The following is a 19,507-nucleotide window of genomic DNA, read 5'->3' on the forward strand; positions in this document are numbered from 1 at the left end:
AATATGTGCTGAAATTTGCCCAGTCTGGAGAATTGAAATGCGTGGGGATTTTTACAAACAGTTAACGAACGATCTCGAAACCGCACGTGCGGAAGGATTGTTTAAAGAAGAACGCATTATTACATCTGCCCAGCAGGCGGATATCACCGTGGCGGATGGAAGCCACGTTATTAACTTTTGTGCGAACAACTATCTGGGACTGGCTAACCATCCGGAACTGATTGCAGCGGCAAAAGCGGGTATGGATTCTCACGGATTTGGTATGGCTTCGGTTCGCTTTATTTGCGGTACCCAGGACAGCCATAAACAACTGGAGCAAAAACTGGCGGCATTCCTCGGTATGGAAGATGCCATCCTTTACTCTTCTTGCTTCGACGCCAACGGCGGCCTGTTTGAAACGCTGTTGGGCGCAGAAGACGCAATTATTTCCGATGCCCTGAACCACGCTTCTATCATTGATGGCGTGCGTCTGTGTAAAGCAAAACGTTTCCGTTACGCCAACAACGATATGGTGGAACTGGAAGCTCGCCTGAAAGAAGCGCGTGAAGCGGGCGCTCGTCATATCCTGATCGCCACTGATGGCGTGTTCTCTATGGATGGGGTAATCGCTAACCTGAAAGGCGTTTGCGATCTGGCGGATAAATACGACGCGCTGGTCATGGTTGATGATTCCCATGCCGTCGGTTTTGTCGGCGAAAATGGTCGTGGCTCCCATGAATACTGTGACGTGATGGGTCGCGTGGACATCATCACCGGTACGCTGGGTAAAGCACTCGGCGGCGCATCCGGTGGTTACACCGCAGCGCGCAAAGAAGTTGTTGAGTGGCTGCGTCAGCGTTCCCGCCCTTATTTGTTCTCCAACTCACTGGCACCAGCGATTGTTGCGGCTTCCATTAAAGTGCTGGAAATGGTTGAAGCTGGCAGCGACCTGCGCGATCGCCTGTGGGCGAATGCACGTCAGTTCCGCGAGCAAATGTCTGCCGCAGGCTTTACGTTAGCCGGTGCGGATCACGCGATCATCCCGGTTATGCTGGGTGATGCAGTAGTGGCGCAGGCATTCGCCCGCGAGCTGCAAAAAGAGGGGATTTACGTTACCGGATTCTTCTATCCGGTGGTTCCAAAAGGCCAGGCGCGTATCCGTACCCAGATGTCTGCGGCGCATACCCCTGAGCAGATTACGCGTGCTGTTGAGGCGTTCACACGCATTGGTAAACAACTGGGCGTTATTGCCTGAGGATGTGAAATGAAAGCGTTATCCAAACTGAAAGCGGAAGAGGGCATTTGGATGACCGACGTTCCTGAACCGGAAGTCGGTCATAACGATTTGCTGATTAAAATCCGTAAAACAGCCATCTGCGGGACTGACGTTCACATTTATAACTGGGATGAATGGTCGCAAAAAACCATCCCGGTACCGATGGTCGTTGGGCATGAATATGTCGGCGAAGTTGTTGGCATCGGTCAGGAAGTTAAAGGCTTTAAAATCGGCGATCGCGTTTCAGGCGAAGGTCATATCACCTGCGGGCATTGCCGTAACTGCCGTGGTGGACGTACTCACCTGTGCCGCAATACGACCGGTGTCGGTGTAAACCGCCCTGGCTGCTTTGCGGAGTACCTGGTGATCCCGGCATTTAACGCATTTAAAATCCCGGACAATATCTCCGACGACCTGGCGTCTATCTTCGATCCGTTCGGTAATGCAGTGCACACGGCGCTGTCGTTCGATCTGGTTGGGGAAGATGTGCTGGTTTCCGGTGCGGGTCCAATCGGTATTATGGCGGCAGCGGTCGCGAAGCATGTTGGCGCACGCCACGTGGTGATCACCGACGTTAATGAGTATCGCCTTGAGCTGGCGCGCAAAATGGGTATCACCCGCGCGGTCAACGTGTCGAAAGAGAATCTGACCGACGTGATGGCTGAACTGGGTATGACCGAAGGGTTTGATGTGGGCCTGGAGATGTCAGGGGCGCCGCCAGCGTTTCGCGCCATGCTGGACACCATGAACCACGGTGGCCGTATTGCTATGCTGGGTATTCCGCCATCTGATATGTCCATCGACTGGACCAAAGTTATCTTTAAGGGGCTGTTTATTAAAGGTATCTACGGTCGTGAGATGTTTGAAACCTGGTACAAAATGGCTGCACTGATCCAGTCTGGTCTGGATTTGTCGCCGATCATCACCCATCGATTCTCCATCGATGAATTCCAGCAGGGCTTTGACGCGATGCGTTCAGGCCAGTCAGGTAAAGTGATCCTGAGCTGGGATTAACCGTATCCACCCTGTGGATTCTGTGTGTTGTCCCCGGATGTTGATTATCATTACCATCCGGGGTTTTTTTGCTTCCTCCTGCCCGGCGCATTTTCCGCTAAAGAATTAATATTTTTTTCTGAAAATCTACCGCTTAATATGCTAAAAAGTGCCGATAACTCTACTGTTTGGCAGGATTTGATATGACCTATACCCCTGGTCTCCTGAGCGTCATTATGCCGCTTTACAACACGGGTGAGCCGTTCATTGCGTGTATGGATTCACTGATTGCGCAAACCTGGAAGAACCTGGAGATCATTATTGTTAATGATGGCTCTACGGATAACTCTGCGGAGCTTGCTCAGTCTTATGCGGATCGTTATCCGCACGTTCATCTGCTGCACCAGCGCAATGGGGGCGTTTCTGCGGCGCGCAATACCGGTATGAAAGTTGCCAGGGGAGAGTATATCGCGTACGTAGACGGCGATGATATTGCCTATCCGGAAATGTATGAAACGCTGATGAATATGGCGCTGAAAGACAACCTGGATGTTGCGCAGTGCAACGCTGACTGGTGTATTGCCGAGACGGGCCACACCTGGGCATCCATTCCTACCGATCGTATTCGTTCTACCGGCGTGATGACCGGGCCAGACTGGTTACGCAAAGCGTTAGCCAGCCGCCGTTGGCGGCACGTTGTCTGGATGGGCGTTTATCGTCATCAGACTATCCGCGACGCGGGGCTGACCTTTCTGTCTGGCCTGCACCACCAGGATATTATCTGGACAACGGAGTTTATGTTTAATGCGAAGCGCGCGCGTTACACGGAAGTCCCGCTGTACAAATACTTCCTGCACGGCGCATCTGTTAGCCGTCTGCCGCGCACCGGGCTGAAAAACCTCGCTTACCAGCGCCACTACATCAAAATTACCCGTCTGCTGGATAAGATGAATCACGACTACGCCGGACGCATTCCAATTTACCCGGAATTCAAACAGCAGGTGATTTACGAAGCGCTACGCGTTTGTCATTGCATACGTAAAGAGCCGGACGAAAAAATCCGCCAGCGCATGATTGCTGAAGTATTTGTATCGGGTATGTTCAAGCGTATGGTGAGTAATATCTGCAGCGTTAAGCTGGGTTATCAGGTGCTGTTGTGGGCTATCCGTTTTAGCCAGTGGCGCGATAAATCATTGACGCCGCGCCGCCTGGCCCATTTAACGCTGGATAGTAAAGACTGATTATTGCCAGCCCTGCCACTGCAGGCGCATATACTGCACCAGCGTGCTTTGGGTGATGCTTTCGCCGAGCACGCTGAAGAAGCGGCTGGCGTACACCGGCTCTAACGGCTGTTTCGGTTTGCATAATTTCACCCCGCGGAAAGGATTACGCGGAGCATCAGGCGTACCGTTCTTCGGTGGCGTGAGGTTTGGCTTGGAGGTATCCACCTGTGGTTCATTGAGCAAGCTGCTTGGGCGAACCAGCGTGATGTCAGCTGGCAGGCTATACAGCATCTGCTGCAGGACGCGAACCGTAGACGGGTGAGGGTGGCCAATGGCGATTGCGGAACCGTTGCGGCGTGCAAGCTCGACGGCACGATTAAACTGACGGCGAATATCGGCTTCGTTTTGCGTGTCATCCAGGAAGACTTTGCGTTTGATGACCTTCACACCGGTGCCTGACGCTGCGCGCATTGCCTGGCTGTTACCGATGGTCATGCTGTCCAGGAAGTAGAGGTCGTAGCGTTCCAGCGCCTGCATCACCTTCTGCATGCCGAAAAGACTGGAGGTCATCGCGCTGCCCATATGGTTGTTCAGACCGACCGCATTCGGTACTTTGCTTACCGCGTCGCGAATGATCCGCTCAATCTCTTCGCTGCTCATTTCAGGGCGTAACGTGTCTTTCTCTAACGGCTGCTTGCTCAGCGGCGCCATTGGCAGATGGATTAAGACTTCATGCCCGCTGTTATGCGCTTTGATTGCCATTTCACGCGCATGTGGGGCGTTAGGCAGAACGGCAACGGAGATGGTAGAAGGCATCGCCAGTACCTGGTTTTCAGTGTGTGGGCGATAGCCGAAATCATCAATGACGATGGCGAGTTTGCCAGCAAATACAGGTGTTGCGAAGGCCAGCAGACTGGCGAGAGAGAGTAGTAGACGACGAAATTGTTGTGGCAAAACTTATCTTCCCAACCACGGCTGTGGATTGACCGCCTGACCCTGGCGACGAATTTCGAAATAGAGTGCCGGCCTGCCCTGACCGCCGCTGCTACCCACAAGTGCTATAGGCTGCCCGGCGCGAACCTGCGTACCGACGCTGACCAGTGCGCTCTGGTTATAACCGTACAGGCTCATATCGCCTTTACCGTGTTCAACGACGACCACCAGGCCATAGCCCTGCAGCCAGTCCGCCAGAATGACACGACCATCGGCAATGGCTTTAACTTCGGTGCCCTCGGATGCACCAATAACCATCCCCTTCCAACGTAGCTCACCCTGCAGCTGTTCGCCATAACGATGTAACGTTGGACCACGAACGGGCCAGAATGCCTGACCGCGTGGCGAGCCCAAACCGCCGGTACGCGACATCAGTGATTTTTCACTTTCGGTCGGTTTATAGGTTGAGCCTTTTCGTGACGCATCCTGTTGCTTATCGCGCACGGCCTGCGCCTCGCGTGCTTCACGTTCCGCACGCGCTTTGGCTGCGGCTTCGGCACGGGCAATGCTGTTGCGCAGACGGGATTCGTTGGCGCGCATTTCGCCCAGTTGCTGTTGACCCTGTTGAATCGATGATTCCAGACTCGAAAGCGTTTTTTGACGTTCGTTACGTGCCTGTTCCAGCTTAGCCTGCTGAGCGCGCTGTTCGTACAGTAGCGTCTGCTGCTCGCTCTGCTTATCTTCCAGCTCGGCTTTTTGCGAGTCGACCTCTTCGCGGGTTTGTTTCAGCTGCGCGATGGTTTCCTGCCGCGCCTGGTTCAGATAGCCGAAATAGGCCTGCAGGCGTTGCCCACGCTGGCTTTCTTCACCGCTAAGAATGAGCTGAATGCCGGTGTGTTCGCCCTGGCGAAAAGCTGCGTCTAGCTGCGCTGCCAGGCTGCGTTCTTGCGCGGCCCGCTGTTTTTCCAGCTTCGCGAGTGCTGCATTCATCTCTGCGATTTGCGCATTCAGCTGTGCCAGTGAGTTTTGCGTTTCGCGCAACTGCCTTGCGGCAACGGCGATGGCTTGTTCCTGAGCTTTAAGCTGAGCGAGGAGGGTGGCGCGTTGTTGTTGCTGTTGGCGTACCGCGCGTTCTTTTGCCGCGATATCAGCCTGAATAGATTTGAGCTGGTCGCGTTCGTCCGCGTGGGCGGAAAAGGCGCACAGCAATACGCCAGCGCTAAGCGCGCTGGCGTAGAACAAGGGCCTGACTGAAAACTTACGTGGTTTCACGGCCCGAGTGATGGTATTAATCGCCTTTCCCCTCATGGGGAGGGATTATTCCACGATGAACAGCGGCTTACCAGTCATCTCTTGCGGGATTTCCATACCCATCAGCGTCAGCATCGTCGGGGCGATATCAGAAAGTTTGCCGCCTTCGACTGCTTTAACGTTCTTACCACCGACATAAATCAGCGGAACGGGCAGGTTGGTGTGCGCAGTGTGCGCCTGACCGGTGGACGGATCGCGCATCTGCTCTGCGTTACCGTGGTCCGCGGTGATCAGCAACTGGCCGCCAACGGATTCAACCGCTTTCGCGACCTGTTCAACGCAGTGATCCAGCGCTTCAACCGCTTTAACCGCTGCTTCCATCACTCCGGTATGACCAACCATGTCGCCGTTCGGGTAGTTACAAATGATGGTGTCGTATTTTCCGCTCTCAATCGCCGCAACCAGTTTTTCGGTCAGCTCAGCAGAGCTCATCTCCGGCTGCAGATCGTAGGTCGCAACTTTCGGCGAGTTGATCAGGATGCGGTCTTCGCCTTTGAACGGCTCTTCTACGCCGCCGTTGAAGAAGAAGGTCACGTGCGCATATTTTTCGGTTTCGGAAATACGCAACTGCGTTTTGTCGTGCTTCGCCATCCACTCGCCAAGGGTGTTAGCCAGAGATGCTGGTGGGTAAGCAACCGCAGTTTTGATGTCGGCCGCGTATTCGGTCAGCATCACAAAGTTGAGGTTAACGACTTTCTTACGGGCGAAGCCGTCGAAGTCAGCGTTAACAAACGCACGAGTGATTTCACGCGCACGGTCAGCACGGAAGTTCATGAAAATCAGCGTATCGCCGTCTTCCATGGCGGCTTCAGCCTGGCCTTCAGCACGGATCACGGTCGCTTTCACGAATTCGTCGTTTTCGTCGCGGGCATAAGCAGCCTGCAGGCCTTCAACCGCCGTAGCGAACTGGAACTCGCCTTTAGCCAACGTCATCAGGTCATAAGCCTGTTCAACGCGATCCCAACGGTTGTCGCGGTCCATCGCGTAGTAACGACCGATGATGGACGCTACGCGGCCTTTGCCCAGTGCGGCAAATTTCTCTTCGAATTTCTGCAGTGAATGTTCAGCGCTGCGCGGCGGGGTATCACGGCCATCAAGGAAAGCGTGCAGATAGATTTTTTCCGCGCCGCGTTCAGCAGCCATTTCTACCATCGCCATGATGTGATCTTCGTGGCTGTGAACACCGCCCGCAGAGAGCAGACCCATGATGTGAACCGCTTTGCCGCTATTTTTTGCCTGGTCGACCGCATTGGTCAGCACCGGGTTAGCGAAGAAAGTACGCTCTTTAATTTCTACATCCAGACGGGTCAGGTCCTGATACACGATGCGGCCCGCGCCCAGGTTGACGTGACCGACTTCGGAGTTGCCCATCTGGCGATCGGGCAGGCCAACTTCCAGGCCAGACGCATCAATCAGGGTATGCGGACGTTTTGCCCACAGGGCATCCATTACCGGGGTTTTGGCATTAAAGATGGCGTTATCCTGGCTGTCTTCACGATAACCGTAGCCATCCAGAATCACCAGTACCATAGGTTTTTTAGAAACCGACATTGCGACAACCTCACACTTAATAGATAAAAAATAATTGCGTAATTTTACTACAGCTGAATCGATAAAGTAGCCCCGGAAGATCAAATAATCGACCAGAGCGCACCGCAGAGGGCGCGGATTTACGTTTTTTTTTCCGTAGCGCCCCGCAAAAATGCAATCCAATGCACGCTCTGGCTGTATTTGCGCCAACGCGCAGGTATACTCCTTTCCTGGTTTTTTAATCACTGAGTCGGGAGTTGTTACCCCCCATGCAAGAAATTATGCAATTTGTTAGTCGCCACCCTGTATTGAGTATCGCCTGGATTGCGTTACTGGCGGCTGTATTATTTACCACGTTTAAGAGCCTGACTTCCAAAGTGAAGGTGATTACGCGCGGAGAAGCCACACGTCTCATCAATAAAGAAGACGCCGTTGTCGTGGATTTACGTCAGCGCGACGACTTCCGCAAAGGCCATATCGCAGGCTCTACGAACCTGCTGCCGAGCGAAATCAAAGCCAACAACTTTGGCGAACTGGAAAAACACAAAAACAAACCTGTTATTGTGGTTGATGGCTCAGGCATGCAATGCCAGGATTCAGCGACTGCGCTGATCAAAGCCGGTTTTGAGCAGGTGTCTGTACTGAAAGATGGCGTAGCGGGCTGGAGTGGTGAGAATCTGCCACTGGTTCGCGGCAAGTAATTTACCCGTCTTCTTTCATGCCGCAGGGTAAAAAGAACACTGGAGATAAGTCATGGCCAATATTGAGATCTATACCAAAGCAACCTGCCCGTTTTGCCATCGCGCAAAGGCGCTCCTGAACAGCAAGGGTGTGAGTTTCCAGGAGCTTCCGATTGACGGCGATGCCGTGAAGCGTGAAGAAATGATCAAGCGCAGTGGCCGTACTACGGTTCCGCAGATTTTTATTGATGCACAGCACATTGGTGGTTGTGACGACTTGTATGCGTTGGATGCGCGTGGTGGACTGGATCCGCTGCTGCGTTAAGGCGTACCGAAGTATTTAAAGGACAACACTAAAGGGTTTTCTCAACATGTCAGAACAAAATAACACTGAAATGGCTTTCCAGATCCAACGTATTTATACCAAGGATGTGTCTTTCGAAGCGCCAAATGCACCGCATGTTTTCCAGAAAGATTGGCAGCCAGAGGTTAAACTGGATCTTGATACCGCATCTACCCAACTGGCAGATGACGTGTATGAAGTAGTGCTGCGTGTCACCGTAACGGCTTCCCTGGGTGAAGAAACTGCGTTCCTGTGCGAAGTTCAGCAGGGCGGTATTTTCTCCATCAGTGGTATTGAAGGGACTCAGATGGCGCATTGCCTGGGCGCATACTGCCCGAACATTCTGTTCCCGTATGCCCGCGAATGCATCACCAGCCTGGTTTCACGCGGTACGTTCCCGCAACTGAACCTTGCGCCGGTCAACTTTGATGCGCTGTTCATGAACTATTTACAGCAGCAGGCTGGCGAAGGTACTGAAGAACATCAGGATGCCTGATGAACCAAAGTAATGCTTCAATGACTGTGATTGGTGCCGGCTCGTACGGCACCGCTCTTGCCATCACCCTGGCAAGAAATGGCCATCAGGTTGTCCTGTGGGGCCATGATCCTAAACATATCGCGACTCTCGAGCACGATCGCTGCAACGTCGCGTTCCTTCCTGATGTGCCTTTTCCCGACACGCTGCGCCTGGAAAGTGATTTAGCCACTGCATTGGCCGCCAGTCGTAATATTCTGGTGGTGGTGCCGAGCCACGTCTTTGGCGAAGTGCTGCGTAACATCAAACCATTGATGCGTCCTGACGCACGACTGGTCTGGGCGACAAAAGGTCTGGAAGCGGAAACAGGGCGTCTGCTGCAGGACGTCGCGCGTGAAGCGCTGGGGGACTCAATTCCACTGGCGGTTATTTCCGGCCCGACGTTCGCCAAAGAGTTGGCTGCGGGCATGCCGACGGCGATTTCTCTGGCCTCGACGGACGACACTTTTGCTGACGATCTCCAGCAGTTGCTGCACTGCGGCAAAAGCTTCCGCGTTTATAGCAACCCGGATTTCATTGGCGTGCAGCTTGGCGGCGCGGTGAAAAACGTCATTGCCATTGGTGCGGGGATGTCTGACGGCATCGGTTTTGGCGCGAATGCACGAACCGCATTGATCACCCGTGGGCTGACCGAAATGTCTCGTCTTGGTGCGGCGCTGGGGGCCGATCCTGCCACCTTTATGGGGATGGCGGGTTTAGGCGATCTGGTGCTGACCTGTACCGACAACCAGTCGCGCAACCGTCGTTTTGGCATGATGCTCGGCCAGGGGATGGACGTGCAGGGTGCGCAGGACAAGATTGGCCAAGTGGTTGAAGGCTATCGCAATACGAAAGAAGTTCGTGAATTGGCGCACCGTTTTGGTGTTGAGATGCCAATAACCGAGGAAATTTATCAAGTATTGTATTGCGGAAAAAACGCGCGCGAGGCAGCATTGACGTTATTAGGCCGTGCACGCAAGGACGAGCTGAGCCGCCACTAGCTGTAAGGAACTGTTGAATATAACGACCCGATCCGCGAAGAACGGATCGGTCGTTTTGCTACCTTCTGGAGTACGCAATGCCGTGTGAAGAACTGGATATCGTCTGGAAAAACATTAAAGCAGAAGCCCGGGCACTGGCGGAATGTGAGCCAATGCTGGCCAGTTTTTACCACGCAACGCTGCTCAAGCATGAAAATCTCGGCAGTGCGCTAAGCTATATGCTGGCGAATAAACTCGCTTCTCCAATCATGCCCGCCATTGCGATTCGCGAAGTCGTAGAAGAGGCCTACGCGGCCGATCCTGAAATGATTGCCTCAGCGGCCTGCGATATTCAGGCAGTACGCACGCGTGACCCGGCTGTCGATAAATATTCCACTCCACTGCTGTATCTGAAGGGCTTTCATGCGCTTCAGGCCTACCGTATCGGTCACTGGCTGTGGCATCAGGGGCGTCAGGCACTGGCGATCTTCCTGCAAAATCAGGTGTCCGTTACCTTCCAGGTAGATATTCATCCGGCGGCAAAAATTGGCCGTGGGATTATGCTCGATCACGCCACCGGCATTGTGGTTGGTGAAACCGCGGTGATTGAAAACGACGTCTCTATTCTGCAATCCGTCACGCTGGGCGGGACCGGTAAAGCCGGCGGTGACCGCCACCCGAAAATTCGTGAAGGCGTGATGATCGGCGCGGGAGCAAAAATTCTCGGCAACATTGAAGTCGGGCGCGGCGCGAAGATTGGCGCAGGTTCGGTCGTGCTACAGCCCGTACCGCCGCATACCACCGCCGCAGGCGTTCCGGCACGCATCGTCGGTAAGCCAGACAGCGATAAGCCGTCCATGGATATGGATCAGCATTTCAATGGGATACATCATACGTTCGAATACGGCGATGGAATCTGATTTCCGAGCTATCTTACTTGTCATCTTGAACCTGGGCTGTGCTCGCCATCCTCACGTACTACGTGTACGCGCAGGTCGGCAAGCGCAGTCCGTGTCCAACCTGACTGCGCCGATAACGCTCGAAAAATAACGGTAAATTCTTTCGTAGGTCGGATAAGGCGTCAGCCGCCATCCGACAAAAATCAACTACGCAATATCGCGCCGGGATAACCTAACTGGCGCCAGGCCTCATACACCACCACCGACACCGCATTCGACAGGTTCATGCTGCGACTGTCCGGCATCATCGGAATACGAATTTTTTGTTCGGCAGGCAGCGCGTCGAGGATGCTGGCTGGCAGACCGCGAGTTTCCGGGCCAAACATCAGATAATCCCCATCCTGATAGCTTACCGCGCTATGCGCTGGCGTACCTTTGGTGGTCAGGGCAAACAGACGATGCGGATTTTCTGCGGCGACGAAGGCGGCGTAATCAGGGTGGCGTAGCACAGCGGTAAATTCATGGTAATCCAGCCCCGCGCGACGCAGGCGCTTGTCGTCCCAGGTAAAGCCCATTGGCTCAATAATATGCAGACGAAAGCCGGTGTTGGCGCAAAGACGGATAATATTGCCGGTATTTGGCGGGATTTCTGGTTCGAATAAAACGATGTTTAGCATGCTGCCCCCTTAAGTACGGGGCAGCATAGCAAATTAATGTTTACGCCGCATTTCCACGTTTGGGCTGCATCGGGTAGTCAGCCACCTGTTTGCCCAGTTCCTGTACCAGCGAATCACGGCTGATTTCGCTAATCGATTTCGCCCCGGTAAGGGTCATTGCCACCTTCATCTCTTTCTCGATCAGATTCAGCAGATTCGCCACCCCGGCCTGACCGTGGGTGGCCAGCGCGTACAGATAAGCACGTCCCAGCAGAACACTATCCGCGCCCAGCGCAATCATACGTACGACGTCCAGACCGTTGCGGATCCCACTGTCTGCCAGAATGGTGATATCGCCTTTTACCGCATCGGCAATGGCGGGCAGCGCGCGAGCTGAAGACAGCACGCCGTCTAACTGGCGACCACCGTGGTTAGAGACAACGATGCCGTCCGCACCAAAGCGTACGGCGTCTCGGGCATCTTCGGGATCGAGGATCCCTTTGATCACCATCGGGCCATCCCAGAATTCGCGGATCCACTCGAGGTCTTTCCAGGAAATCGACGGATCGAAGTTATTCGCCAGCCAGCCGATGTAATCCTCAAGACCGGTAGGTTTACCAAGATAAGTCGAGATATTACCTAAATCATGTGGGCGACCGTTCAGGCCAACGTCCCATGCCCACTGTGGATGGGTGACTGCCTGCCAGTAGCGGCGTAGTGCGGCATTTGGGCCGCTCATCCCGGAATGGGCGTCACGGTAGCGTGCACCAGGGGTTGGCATATCGACGGTAAAGACCAGCGTGGAGCAACCCGCCGCTTTGGCGCGCTCCAGCGCGTTGCGCATAAAGCCGCGATCGCGCAGAACATATAGCTGAAACCACATCGGACGTTTGATGGTTGGGGCGACTTCTTCAATCGGACATACGGATACCGTGGAAAGCGTAAATGGAATGCCTTTGGCATCAGCGGCGGCGGCGGCCTGAACTTCGCCCCGGCGCGCGTACATGCCGCACAGACCGACAGGTGCAAGGGCCACCGGCATGGAGAGCGTTTCGTTGAACAGCTTTGTCTCCAGGCTCAGGTCGGACATATTCTTCAGCACGCGCTGGCGAAGTGCCACTTCAGACAGGTCTGCCACGTTACGGCGCAGAGTGTGCTCTGCATACGCCCCACCGTCTATATAGTGGAACAAGAAGGGGGGTAGGATGCGCTGGGCTGCGGCGCGATAGTCGCTGGCTGCTGAAATAATCATGTGTTGTTCTCCCTGCTATTCTCACCAGGGTCACCGGGCAGGCGGGTGATACGCGCCTGGCGGGCCTGATCTTCATCAAATCGTTTAATCGTGGTGTGGACAAAACTGAGGTGCGCCATCATTGCTTTACGCGCTCCGTCGGCATCTCCGGCAACAATCGCATCCAGGACGGCCTGATGCTGCGCCGTCAGTTGCGAAAATACGGGCGGCACAAGGTACATTCGCTGGCGGCTCTGTTTCACCGAAGACTGCAATACGTCGAAGAAACCGCGCATGGTCTGTAACAGCACCACGTTGTGCGAGGCTTCCGCAATGGCGAGATGAAAGCGAACGTCTGCCTGCGAGGCGAGATCTGGATCTTCGCTTTGTGTGGCCTCGAAACAGAGTCTGATCTTCTCTTTGTCGGCAGCAGTGGCACGCATAGCTGCATGCCAGGCGGTGCTGGCTTCGATGGCGTGGCGGGCTTCCAGAATATCGAAACTGTAATCAGGGTCGTCCGCCAGCAGAGTTTTCAGCGGCTGAACGATGTTTTGTTCAGACCAGGCCTCATGCTGCCAGCGGATAAACGTCCCGCCGCCACGACGGCTAATCAACACGCCTTCGCTCACCAGTTTCGCCAGCGCCTCGCGCAGCGAGTTGCGCGATACGCCGAGCTGTACGGCCAGTTGGCGCTCAGCGGGCAACTTCATGCCCGCCTCCAGCTGTTGTTCTTCAATCAGCGCCCGCACACGAGATGCGACTTCGTCTGACAGGCGTCTGGGCATCACTATCATGGAATCATCCAGGTTAAGACATAGGCCTGCAGCGTGGTAATCACACCCACCATGCAGGTGAAAATCAGACTGTGCTTCACGGTAAAGCGGAACAGATCAGACTCTTTCCCCACTAATCCCACTGCCGCACAGGCGATTGCGATAGATTGCGGAGAGATCATCTTGCCGGTCACGCCGCCGGTGGTATTTGCGGCCACCATCAGCACATCCGAAACGCCGATTTGCTGAGCGGCCGTGGCCTGCAGGGCGGCGAACAATGCGTTTGATGAGGTGTCGGACCCGGTCAGGAATACCCCCAGCCAGCCAAGGAACGGCGAGAAGAAGGTAAATGCGCTGCCGGTATGTGCCAGGGCCAGTGCCAGGGTGGATGAAAGCCCGGAGTAGTTAGAGATAAACGCGAACGCCAGCACCATCCCGATGGAGTAGATAGGCAGCGCCAGATCTTTCAGCGTGCTACCAAAGGTCTGCAGCGCAGCAGATGGCTTCATCTTCAGCCAGACGATAGACAGCAGGGCGGCAAACAGAATCGCAGTACCGGTCGCGGAGAACCAGTCAAATTTGTACACCGCCGCGTAGGCTGTGGCTTCGTGTACGACCGGCGGCATACGGGCAACCAGCTTGTCGAGGAACGGAACCGGAATATTGACCACCCAGTGGTACATCGCGCCGCCTGGCGCAAACAGCGCTTTAAACGGCGGTATGCTCCACAGCGTGACGGTAGCGGTCAGGAACAGGAACGGTGACCAGGCGCGTACCACCTGCCCAGCGGTGTAGCGGGTGCGTGACAGATCCATATCGACCTGCGAAGCGCCCATATCGCCAAAACGGAAGATGCGTACCGGCTGCCAGCGTTTCAGGAACAGCGTCAGACACACCAGTGAGACCAGAGAAGAGATGATGTCCGGCAGTTCCGGCCCGATAAAGTTAGAGCTGAGGTACTGTGCGATAGCAAACGAGCCGCCAGCGACCATCACCGCAGGCCAGGTTTCTTTGACACCACGCCAGCCATCCATAATCGCCATAATCCAGAACAGCACGATAATGGTCAGGAACGGCAGTTGACGACCTACCATCTGGCCAATCTCGAAGCTGTCCAGTCCGGTAACCTGACCGGCAACCAGAATCGGAATGCCCATTGCGCCAAAAGCGACCGGCGCGGTATTTACGATCAGGCACAAACCTGCCGCATACAGCGGGTTAAAGCCAAGACCGACCAGCAGTGCGGCGGTAATCGCTACCGGAGCACCGAAGCCTGCTGCTCCTTCGAGGAATGCCCCAAAGGAGAAACCGACAATCAGCATTTGCAGACGCTGGTCTGGGGTAATCGAGAGTATCGATGATCGGATAATGTCGAACTGTCCGGTCTTCACCGAGATTTTATAGACGAATACCGCGGCGATAATGATCCAGGCAATTGGCCACAGACCGTAGAAGAAACCGTACACTACGGATGCCAGCGCGTGATCGACCGGCATTTTGTAAAACAGCAGGGCGACTGCCAGAGCAATCACCACCGTCCAGGACGCCGCAACATAGCCTTTCAGCTTGAGCTTAATCAGGGCGAAGAAAAAAAACAGGATAGGGAGCGATGCGATCAGGCTGGAAAGCCAGATATTACCGGCCGGGTCGTAGTTCTGTTGCCAGAGATTCATTGCAGGTCTCCTGGGGGCCGCTGACATAATGGAATGAGTCTTTGCTCAAATCTTCGTCACATTATGTGTAAAAGTGGCCCTGCCAATATTGTTGTGTAGGGGTAATGACAATGAATGGTTAATCAAATGTTATTTATTGGCAACGGTATTGTACTCACATTTTAATGAAATGTGAGGTGTTGGTATGATCTGGCTAAAATTGGTAGGGCCAATTGGCGGAGTGAGGGCAACAAAGAGAAGTGAAAAGGCAATGGCATGATGCCATTGCCTTTGATGTCGGGAGTATTGTTACTTCATTACCACTGGAAGCCAGCACCAATGGCTGCAGAGTAATCGCCCTGGCTGTTGCTGGTTCCTTGCAATTTATACACCCAGCCCCCGCTTTCACTTACCATGGAGACACCAATGGCGACGGCACTTTCACCATTAAACGTACCCCCAGCAATCGAGGTCATGTTGGCTCCCGGTGCGTAAGCTTGTGGAAGACCAGCCATGGCCATTGCTGAGGCAATACCGCCGCTCATCTTGTTTTCTACTCCTTTGATTTTACTGTTCATTTCACCAATTTTTTGATCGGTATAGGTGTTTGCTTCTTCTACGCTGCGTTTCAATTGCGCATAGTTCACCGCATCCGTATCGTTCACCGCCGCTGAAACATTGCCGATCCGAGTGGTACCGCCACTCCCGTCTCCCAGGTTGAGCACACTGTAGTTAACCGAGCCATCGGTATTGGTTTCATAACGAACGGAACCTGCTTCTGAAGCTTTCAGTTGCGCCACATTAACCGCGTCAGTGTTGTTCACCCCTGCGGCAACATTGGTAATACGACGTTGTTGAGTAGAAGAACCGACAGACACCGTATTCGCTTCATCTGCGACTGAATTTGTACCTAACGCCACGCTGTTTTCAGCAGCCGCAATAGATCCGGAACCTATCGCGACGCTGTCCGTACCTTGGGCATTTGCATCTACGCCATCGGTGTTGGTCTTGAAGTACTTGGTGCTCCCCGTAGTGACAATATCGCCGACAGAATTTTCGATATTGGTGACACGGGTATCAAGGCTACTCACCTGCGTATTCAGGTTATTGATGCTTTCGGTATTTGCGGCAACGTGGCTGTCGGTGACTTTCAGTTGACTAACGTTTACGGCATCGGTGTCTGCCGAACCCGCCGCGACGTTAGTGATCTGACGTTGACCGTCTTCACTGCCGACAGAGAACTCACCGACAGAGTTCTGCGGTGCGTCCATGTTGTAGGCGGTGTAGTCAGTCTGTGCGCCGCGAGTGGTCTGAGAACCATTACCCATTGCAATACTGTTTGCATGGTTGGCGCGTGCGTTAGAACCGATAGCAATACCGTTGATGGCATCAGCCATCACCAGTGTATTCAGACCAATACCAATACCTGCATCAGCATTGACGATGGTTTTCGCACCCATTGCCAGTGAGTCAGTCCCGACAGCCAGTGAATCTTCTTCCGTTGAGTTTGCGTGGTAGTACTTGGTCGGTGTAGTGGCGACCGCACCAATGGCATTTTGTAACTGACGAACTGTTACTGCATCTTGCGCTTCAGAGCCGTCCGCAACGTTGGTAATTTGACGATAGCTTTCTCCATCCGTCCCCAATGACAACGCGCCCAGCAACTCTCTGTCTGTTGTATCGTAACCAATGACGACGCCATCGCTTGTTACACTCGTTGCTTGTGTACCGGTTGTAATAGCGCGGTTAGAGCTGGAGCCACTGCCCAAGGCGATGCTGCCCTCAATGCTGCTGCTGCTGTTCTCTCCAAGCGCCAGACTCGAAGCACCGGATGCGACGGCGTTGTAACCCACTGCTGTTGCGCCGTCACCCGTTGCGTATGCATCCTGGCCTTCAAGCCCGCTATCATTCGTGCGGATGTATTTCACGCCGGTACCATTTTCCGTGATATAGGTTTCGCTGGTATCGCCGGTTATTTGGCTAATAGATTCGTTGTACTGAGAAATCAGCATGTTAGTTTCATAGAGCTGAGAGCCATTAACGGCGTCAGTACTGTCACTGGCGATTTCACCTGCTGCTACATTGGTTATCTTATTGGTACCGCTGGTACCGTGGTTTGCGCTGAAAGCTTCGATGTCTTCGTCCCATAACAGAGCATTATCAGTGAGGCCGGTAATGGACGTATTAATGTCGGAGACAGAAGTATTCAGGTTCTCAATCGCGGTGCTGTTCTGAGTGATGTTGGTGGTATTGGCGGCGATATCGGTCGTGTTCTGATCCACTTTTTCATTGGTTTCGAACAACTGCGAGCCGTTAACCGCGTCGGTACTGCTCTCAGAAAGGTCCCCGGCAGCAACGTTGGTGATTTTGTTTGCCGTACTACTTCCGTGGCTGGCAGAGAACGAACTCGTTGTTTCATCCCAGCTCAGTGCATCAGTGCTAAGGTTGGTGATCGTCGTATTGATATCTGCAATATCTGATGTGTTTTGATCTACTTTCTGGTTGGTTTCATATAACTGTGAGCCGTTCACCGCGTCTGTACTGTCTTCAGAAAGGTCGCCGGCGGCGACATTAATGATTTTGCTGGCGCTTCCGTTGCGGTTAGCGTTGAATGCGCCAGAGGCTGCATCCCACAAAAGGGCATCGTCAGTGAGCGTGGTAACTGAGTTGCTCAGGTTGTTGATATTGGTGGTGTTGGTGGCAATATCGGTTGTGTTTTGGTTGATGCTGTCGGTATTGGTGGTGATATCAGCAGTGTTCTGATCCACTTTCTCATTTGTATCAAACAACTGGGAGCCGTTAACGGCATCGGTGCTGTCCGCGGCCAGGGTGCCTGCCGCCAGATTGGTGATCTTGCTGGCACTTCCGTTGTGCTTAGCGCTGAATGCACCAGAGTTAGCATCCCAAAGCAGTGCATCGTCAGTGAGTGTGGTAACAGCGTCGCTCAGGTTATTGATATTGGTAGTGTTGGTGGCGATATCGGTTGTGTTCTGGTTAATGCTGGTCGTATTAGCGGCAATATCGGCTGTGTTCTGGTGAATGCTGTCGGCATTGGCGGTAATATCGGCAGTGTTTTGGTTGATGCTGTCGGTATTGGTAGTGATATCAGCAGTGTTCTGATCCACTTTCTCATTTGTACCAAACAACTGGGAGCCGTTAACGGCATCGGTGCTGTCCGCGGCCAGGGAGCCTGCCGCCAGATTGGTGATCTTGCTGGCACTTCCGTTGTGCTTAGCACTGAATGCACCAGAGGCTGCATCCCACAACAGGGCATCGTCGGTGAGCGTGGTGACGGAGTCGCTCAGACTGTTGATATTGGTGGTATTGGTGGCGATATCAGTGGTGTTCTGATTGATGCTGGTCGTATTAGCGGCGATATCGGTTGTGTTCTGGTTAATGCTGTCGGTATTGGCGGTAATATCGGCAGTGTTTTGGTTGATGCTGTCGGTATTGGTGGTGATATCAGCAGTGTTCTGATCCACTTTCTCATTTGTATCAAACAACTGGGACCCGTTAACGGCATCGGTGCTGTCCGCGGTCAGGGAGCCTGCCGCCAGATTGGTGATCTTGCTGGCGCTTCCCGCGTGGTTAGCGCTGAATGCGCTTGCGCTGTCATCCCACAATAACGCGTCATTGGTTAAGCCAGCGACAGAGGCTTCTGTGTTAGTGATAGAGTTGTTCAGTGCGCTTAACGCACTGCCTACGTTATTGTAGGTGCCTGTGCCTACCTCGTAGAGGGGAGCATTCACTGTACCATCAGAGTTAACGGAGGCGCCTCCGCCTAGTCGGTCGGCAACGGATTGACTTAAAGAATAAATTTGCGCACCTGTGACTGCATCTGTACTGCTGGAATTGATGTCGCCTTTAGCAACGTAGGTGATCTGCCGCTGCGTGGTGCTGTTACCCACAGCAACGGAATTGTCTTCCTGGGCGGTAGAGCCTGCGCCAATGGCAACGGAGTTAGTGCCTGTCGCTTTTGCTCCATTACCGAGAGCGGCGCTATTATTGCCGCCCGCGGTAGCCTTATTGCCCAACGCAACCGAGGTTTCTCCGCTGGCGTTAGCGTTGACCCCCATTGCCATTGAATAACTTCCCGCGGCTGAAGATGAGGCACCCATCGCAATGGCACGGTTGCCGGTTGAGCTTGCTTTTACGCCGAGCGCTAGGGAAGAGTCTCCGGATGAATCACTGTATGAACCAATGGCGGTACTCCATTTCCCCATCGCGGAGGCGTGATAACCCATTGCGGCGCTTGCGCCATCTTCGTTGGTGTAAGTATTGGCTGTGGCAGCGGTACCAATTGCAATCCACCCTGTTCCCGTTGTACCGGATACAGTAACACCGCTGCCAGTATCGTTCCCTGCGTTGGCCAGCGCATCCGCTGAGATCATAATACCGCTAAGGCTGATGAGTGCGGAAACCGCCAGCTTTCTACGGCCGCTTTTTTTCCCGCGGCTTTTTGTGGTTTCACTGGTGACAATAAATGTTCCCGTAGCGGCATTCCAGAGGACTTTAAATATTCTGTTCATGGATA

The 19,507-nt window shown here is 53.8% G+C and carries 16 protein-coding genes; 8 read left to right on the forward strand and 8 right to left on the reverse strand.

All coding sequences use genetic code 11. The annotated features are described in order from the left end of the window. Window positions 1-37 precede the first annotated feature (37 nt). The 3 genes from kbl to OGX83_RS20645 all read left to right on the forward strand — a co-directional run bounded on the left by kbl (window position 38) and on the right by OGX83_RS20645 (window position 3,489). The gene (gene kbl, locus OGX83_RS20635) at window positions 38-1,234 is read left to right on the forward strand and encodes a glycine C-acetyltransferase (protein ID WP_003827313.1); all 1,197 of its coding nucleotides are present in this window, start codon (window positions 38-40) and stop codon (window positions 1,232-1,234) included. 9 nt (window positions 1,235-1,243) lie between these two features. Next, window positions 1,244-2,269, forward strand: a complete 1,026-nt coding sequence (gene tdh, locus OGX83_RS20640; RefSeq protein ID WP_003024132.1) for an L-threonine 3-dehydrogenase — start codon at window positions 1,244-1,246, stop codon at window positions 2,267-2,269. 182 nt (window positions 2,270-2,451) lie between these two features. Further along, a complete protein-coding gene (locus OGX83_RS20645) occupies window positions 2,452-3,489 on the forward strand; it encodes a glycosyltransferase (RefSeq protein ID WP_048215306.1) in 1,038 nt (345 codons plus the stop codon). Here OGX83_RS20645 and OGX83_RS20650 read toward each other — a convergent pair whose 3' ends face one another. The 3 genes from OGX83_RS20650 to gpmM are packed head-to-tail and all read right to left on the reverse strand — an operon-like array spanning window position 3,490 to window position 7,266. Beyond that, on the reverse strand, window positions 3,490-4,425 hold the full coding sequence (locus tag OGX83_RS20650) for a divergent polysaccharide deacetylase family protein (protein WP_048227316.1): 936 nt from the start codon (window positions 4,423-4,425) through the stop codon (window positions 3,490-3,492). 3 nt (window positions 4,426-4,428) lie between these two features. Further along, complete coding sequence (gene envC, locus OGX83_RS20655) at window positions 4,429-5,688, reverse strand: murein hydrolase activator EnvC (RefSeq protein ID WP_231504629.1); 1,260 nt, start codon at window positions 5,686-5,688, stop codon at window positions 4,429-4,431. A 33-nt stretch (window positions 5,689-5,721) separates the two neighbouring features. Continuing rightward, window positions 5,722-7,266: a 2,3-bisphosphoglycerate-independent phosphoglycerate mutase gene (gene gpmM / locus OGX83_RS20660; RefSeq protein WP_003827325.1), complete on the reverse strand. Its 1,545-nt coding sequence runs from the start codon at window positions 7,264-7,266 to the stop codon at window positions 5,722-5,724. A gap of 248 nt (window positions 7,267-7,514) precedes the next feature. On the opposite strand from gpmM, the gene OGX83_RS20665 reads away from it, so the two are divergent. The 5 genes from OGX83_RS20665 to cysE all read left to right on the forward strand — a co-directional run bounded on the left by OGX83_RS20665 (window position 7,515) and on the right by cysE (window position 10,682). Beyond that, a complete protein-coding gene (locus OGX83_RS20665; protein WP_003024148.1) occupies window positions 7,515-7,946 on the forward strand; it encodes a rhodanese-like domain-containing protein in 432 nt (143 codons plus the stop codon). Window positions 7,947-7,998: 52 nt separating this feature from the next. Beyond that, the gene (grxC, locus tag OGX83_RS20670) at window positions 7,999-8,250 is read left to right on the forward strand and encodes a glutaredoxin 3 (protein WP_003024152.1); all 252 of its coding nucleotides are present in this window, start codon (window positions 7,999-8,001) and stop codon (window positions 8,248-8,250) included. Window positions 8,251-8,296: 46 nt separating this feature from the next. Further along, window positions 8,297-8,764 carry a protein-export chaperone SecB gene (gene secB / locus OGX83_RS20675; protein WP_003024155.1) on the forward strand — a complete coding sequence of 156 codons (468 nt, stop codon included), beginning with the start codon at window positions 8,297-8,299 and terminating at the stop codon, window positions 8,762-8,764. Next, window positions 8,764-9,783 (forward strand): NAD(P)H-dependent glycerol-3-phosphate dehydrogenase, encoded by a 1,020-nt coding sequence (gene gpsA / locus OGX83_RS20680; protein ID WP_008786462.1) that lies wholly within the window; start codon window positions 8,764-8,766, stop codon window positions 9,781-9,783. Before secB ends, gpsA begins: the two co-directional genes overlap by 1 nt. Before the next feature lie 77 nt (window positions 9,784-9,860). Continuing rightward, entirely contained in the window at window positions 9,861-10,682 is an 822-nt protein-coding gene (cysE, locus tag OGX83_RS20685; RefSeq protein WP_003024160.1) for a serine O-acetyltransferase, read from the forward strand. 182 nt (window positions 10,683-10,864) lie between these two features. Here cysE and trmL read toward each other — a convergent pair whose 3' ends face one another. The 5 genes from trmL to OGX83_RS20710 all read right to left on the reverse strand — a co-directional run bounded on the left by trmL (window position 10,865) and on the right by OGX83_RS20710 (window position 19,502). After that, window positions 10,865-11,338, reverse strand: a complete 474-nt coding sequence (gene trmL / locus OGX83_RS20690) for a tRNA (uridine(34)/cytosine(34)/5-carboxymethylaminomethyluridine(34)-2'-O)-methyltransferase TrmL (RefSeq protein WP_286589016.1) — start codon at window positions 11,336-11,338, stop codon at window positions 10,865-10,867. Between the two features lie 40 nt (window positions 11,339-11,378). Next, a complete protein-coding gene (gene lldD / locus OGX83_RS20695; protein WP_008786460.1) occupies window positions 11,379-12,569 on the reverse strand; it encodes an FMN-dependent L-lactate dehydrogenase LldD in 1,191 nt (396 codons plus the stop codon). Next, window positions 12,566-13,342, reverse strand: coding sequence for a transcriptional regulator LldR (gene lldR, locus OGX83_RS20700; RefSeq protein ID WP_003024170.1), 777 nt, complete (start codon window positions 13,340-13,342; stop codon window positions 12,566-12,568). The genes lldD and lldR overlap by 4 nt, the downstream gene beginning before the upstream one ends. Then, window positions 13,339-14,994 carry an L-lactate permease gene (gene lldP / locus OGX83_RS20705; protein WP_048215310.1) on the reverse strand — a complete coding sequence of 552 codons (1,656 nt, stop codon included), beginning with the start codon at window positions 14,992-14,994 and terminating at the stop codon, window positions 13,339-13,341. Before lldP ends, lldR begins: the two co-directional genes overlap by 4 nt. A gap of 296 nt (window positions 14,995-15,290) precedes the next feature. Then, window positions 15,291-19,502, reverse strand: a complete 4,212-nt coding sequence (locus OGX83_RS20710) for a YadA-like family protein (RefSeq protein WP_286589018.1) — start codon at window positions 19,500-19,502, stop codon at window positions 15,291-15,293. Window positions 19,503-19,507: the final 5 nt, after the last annotated feature.

This window comes from Citrobacter sp. Cpo074 (assembly GCF_030332745.1).
Lineage (GTDB): Bacteria > Pseudomonadota > Gammaproteobacteria > Enterobacterales > Enterobacteriaceae > Citrobacter > Citrobacter portucalensis.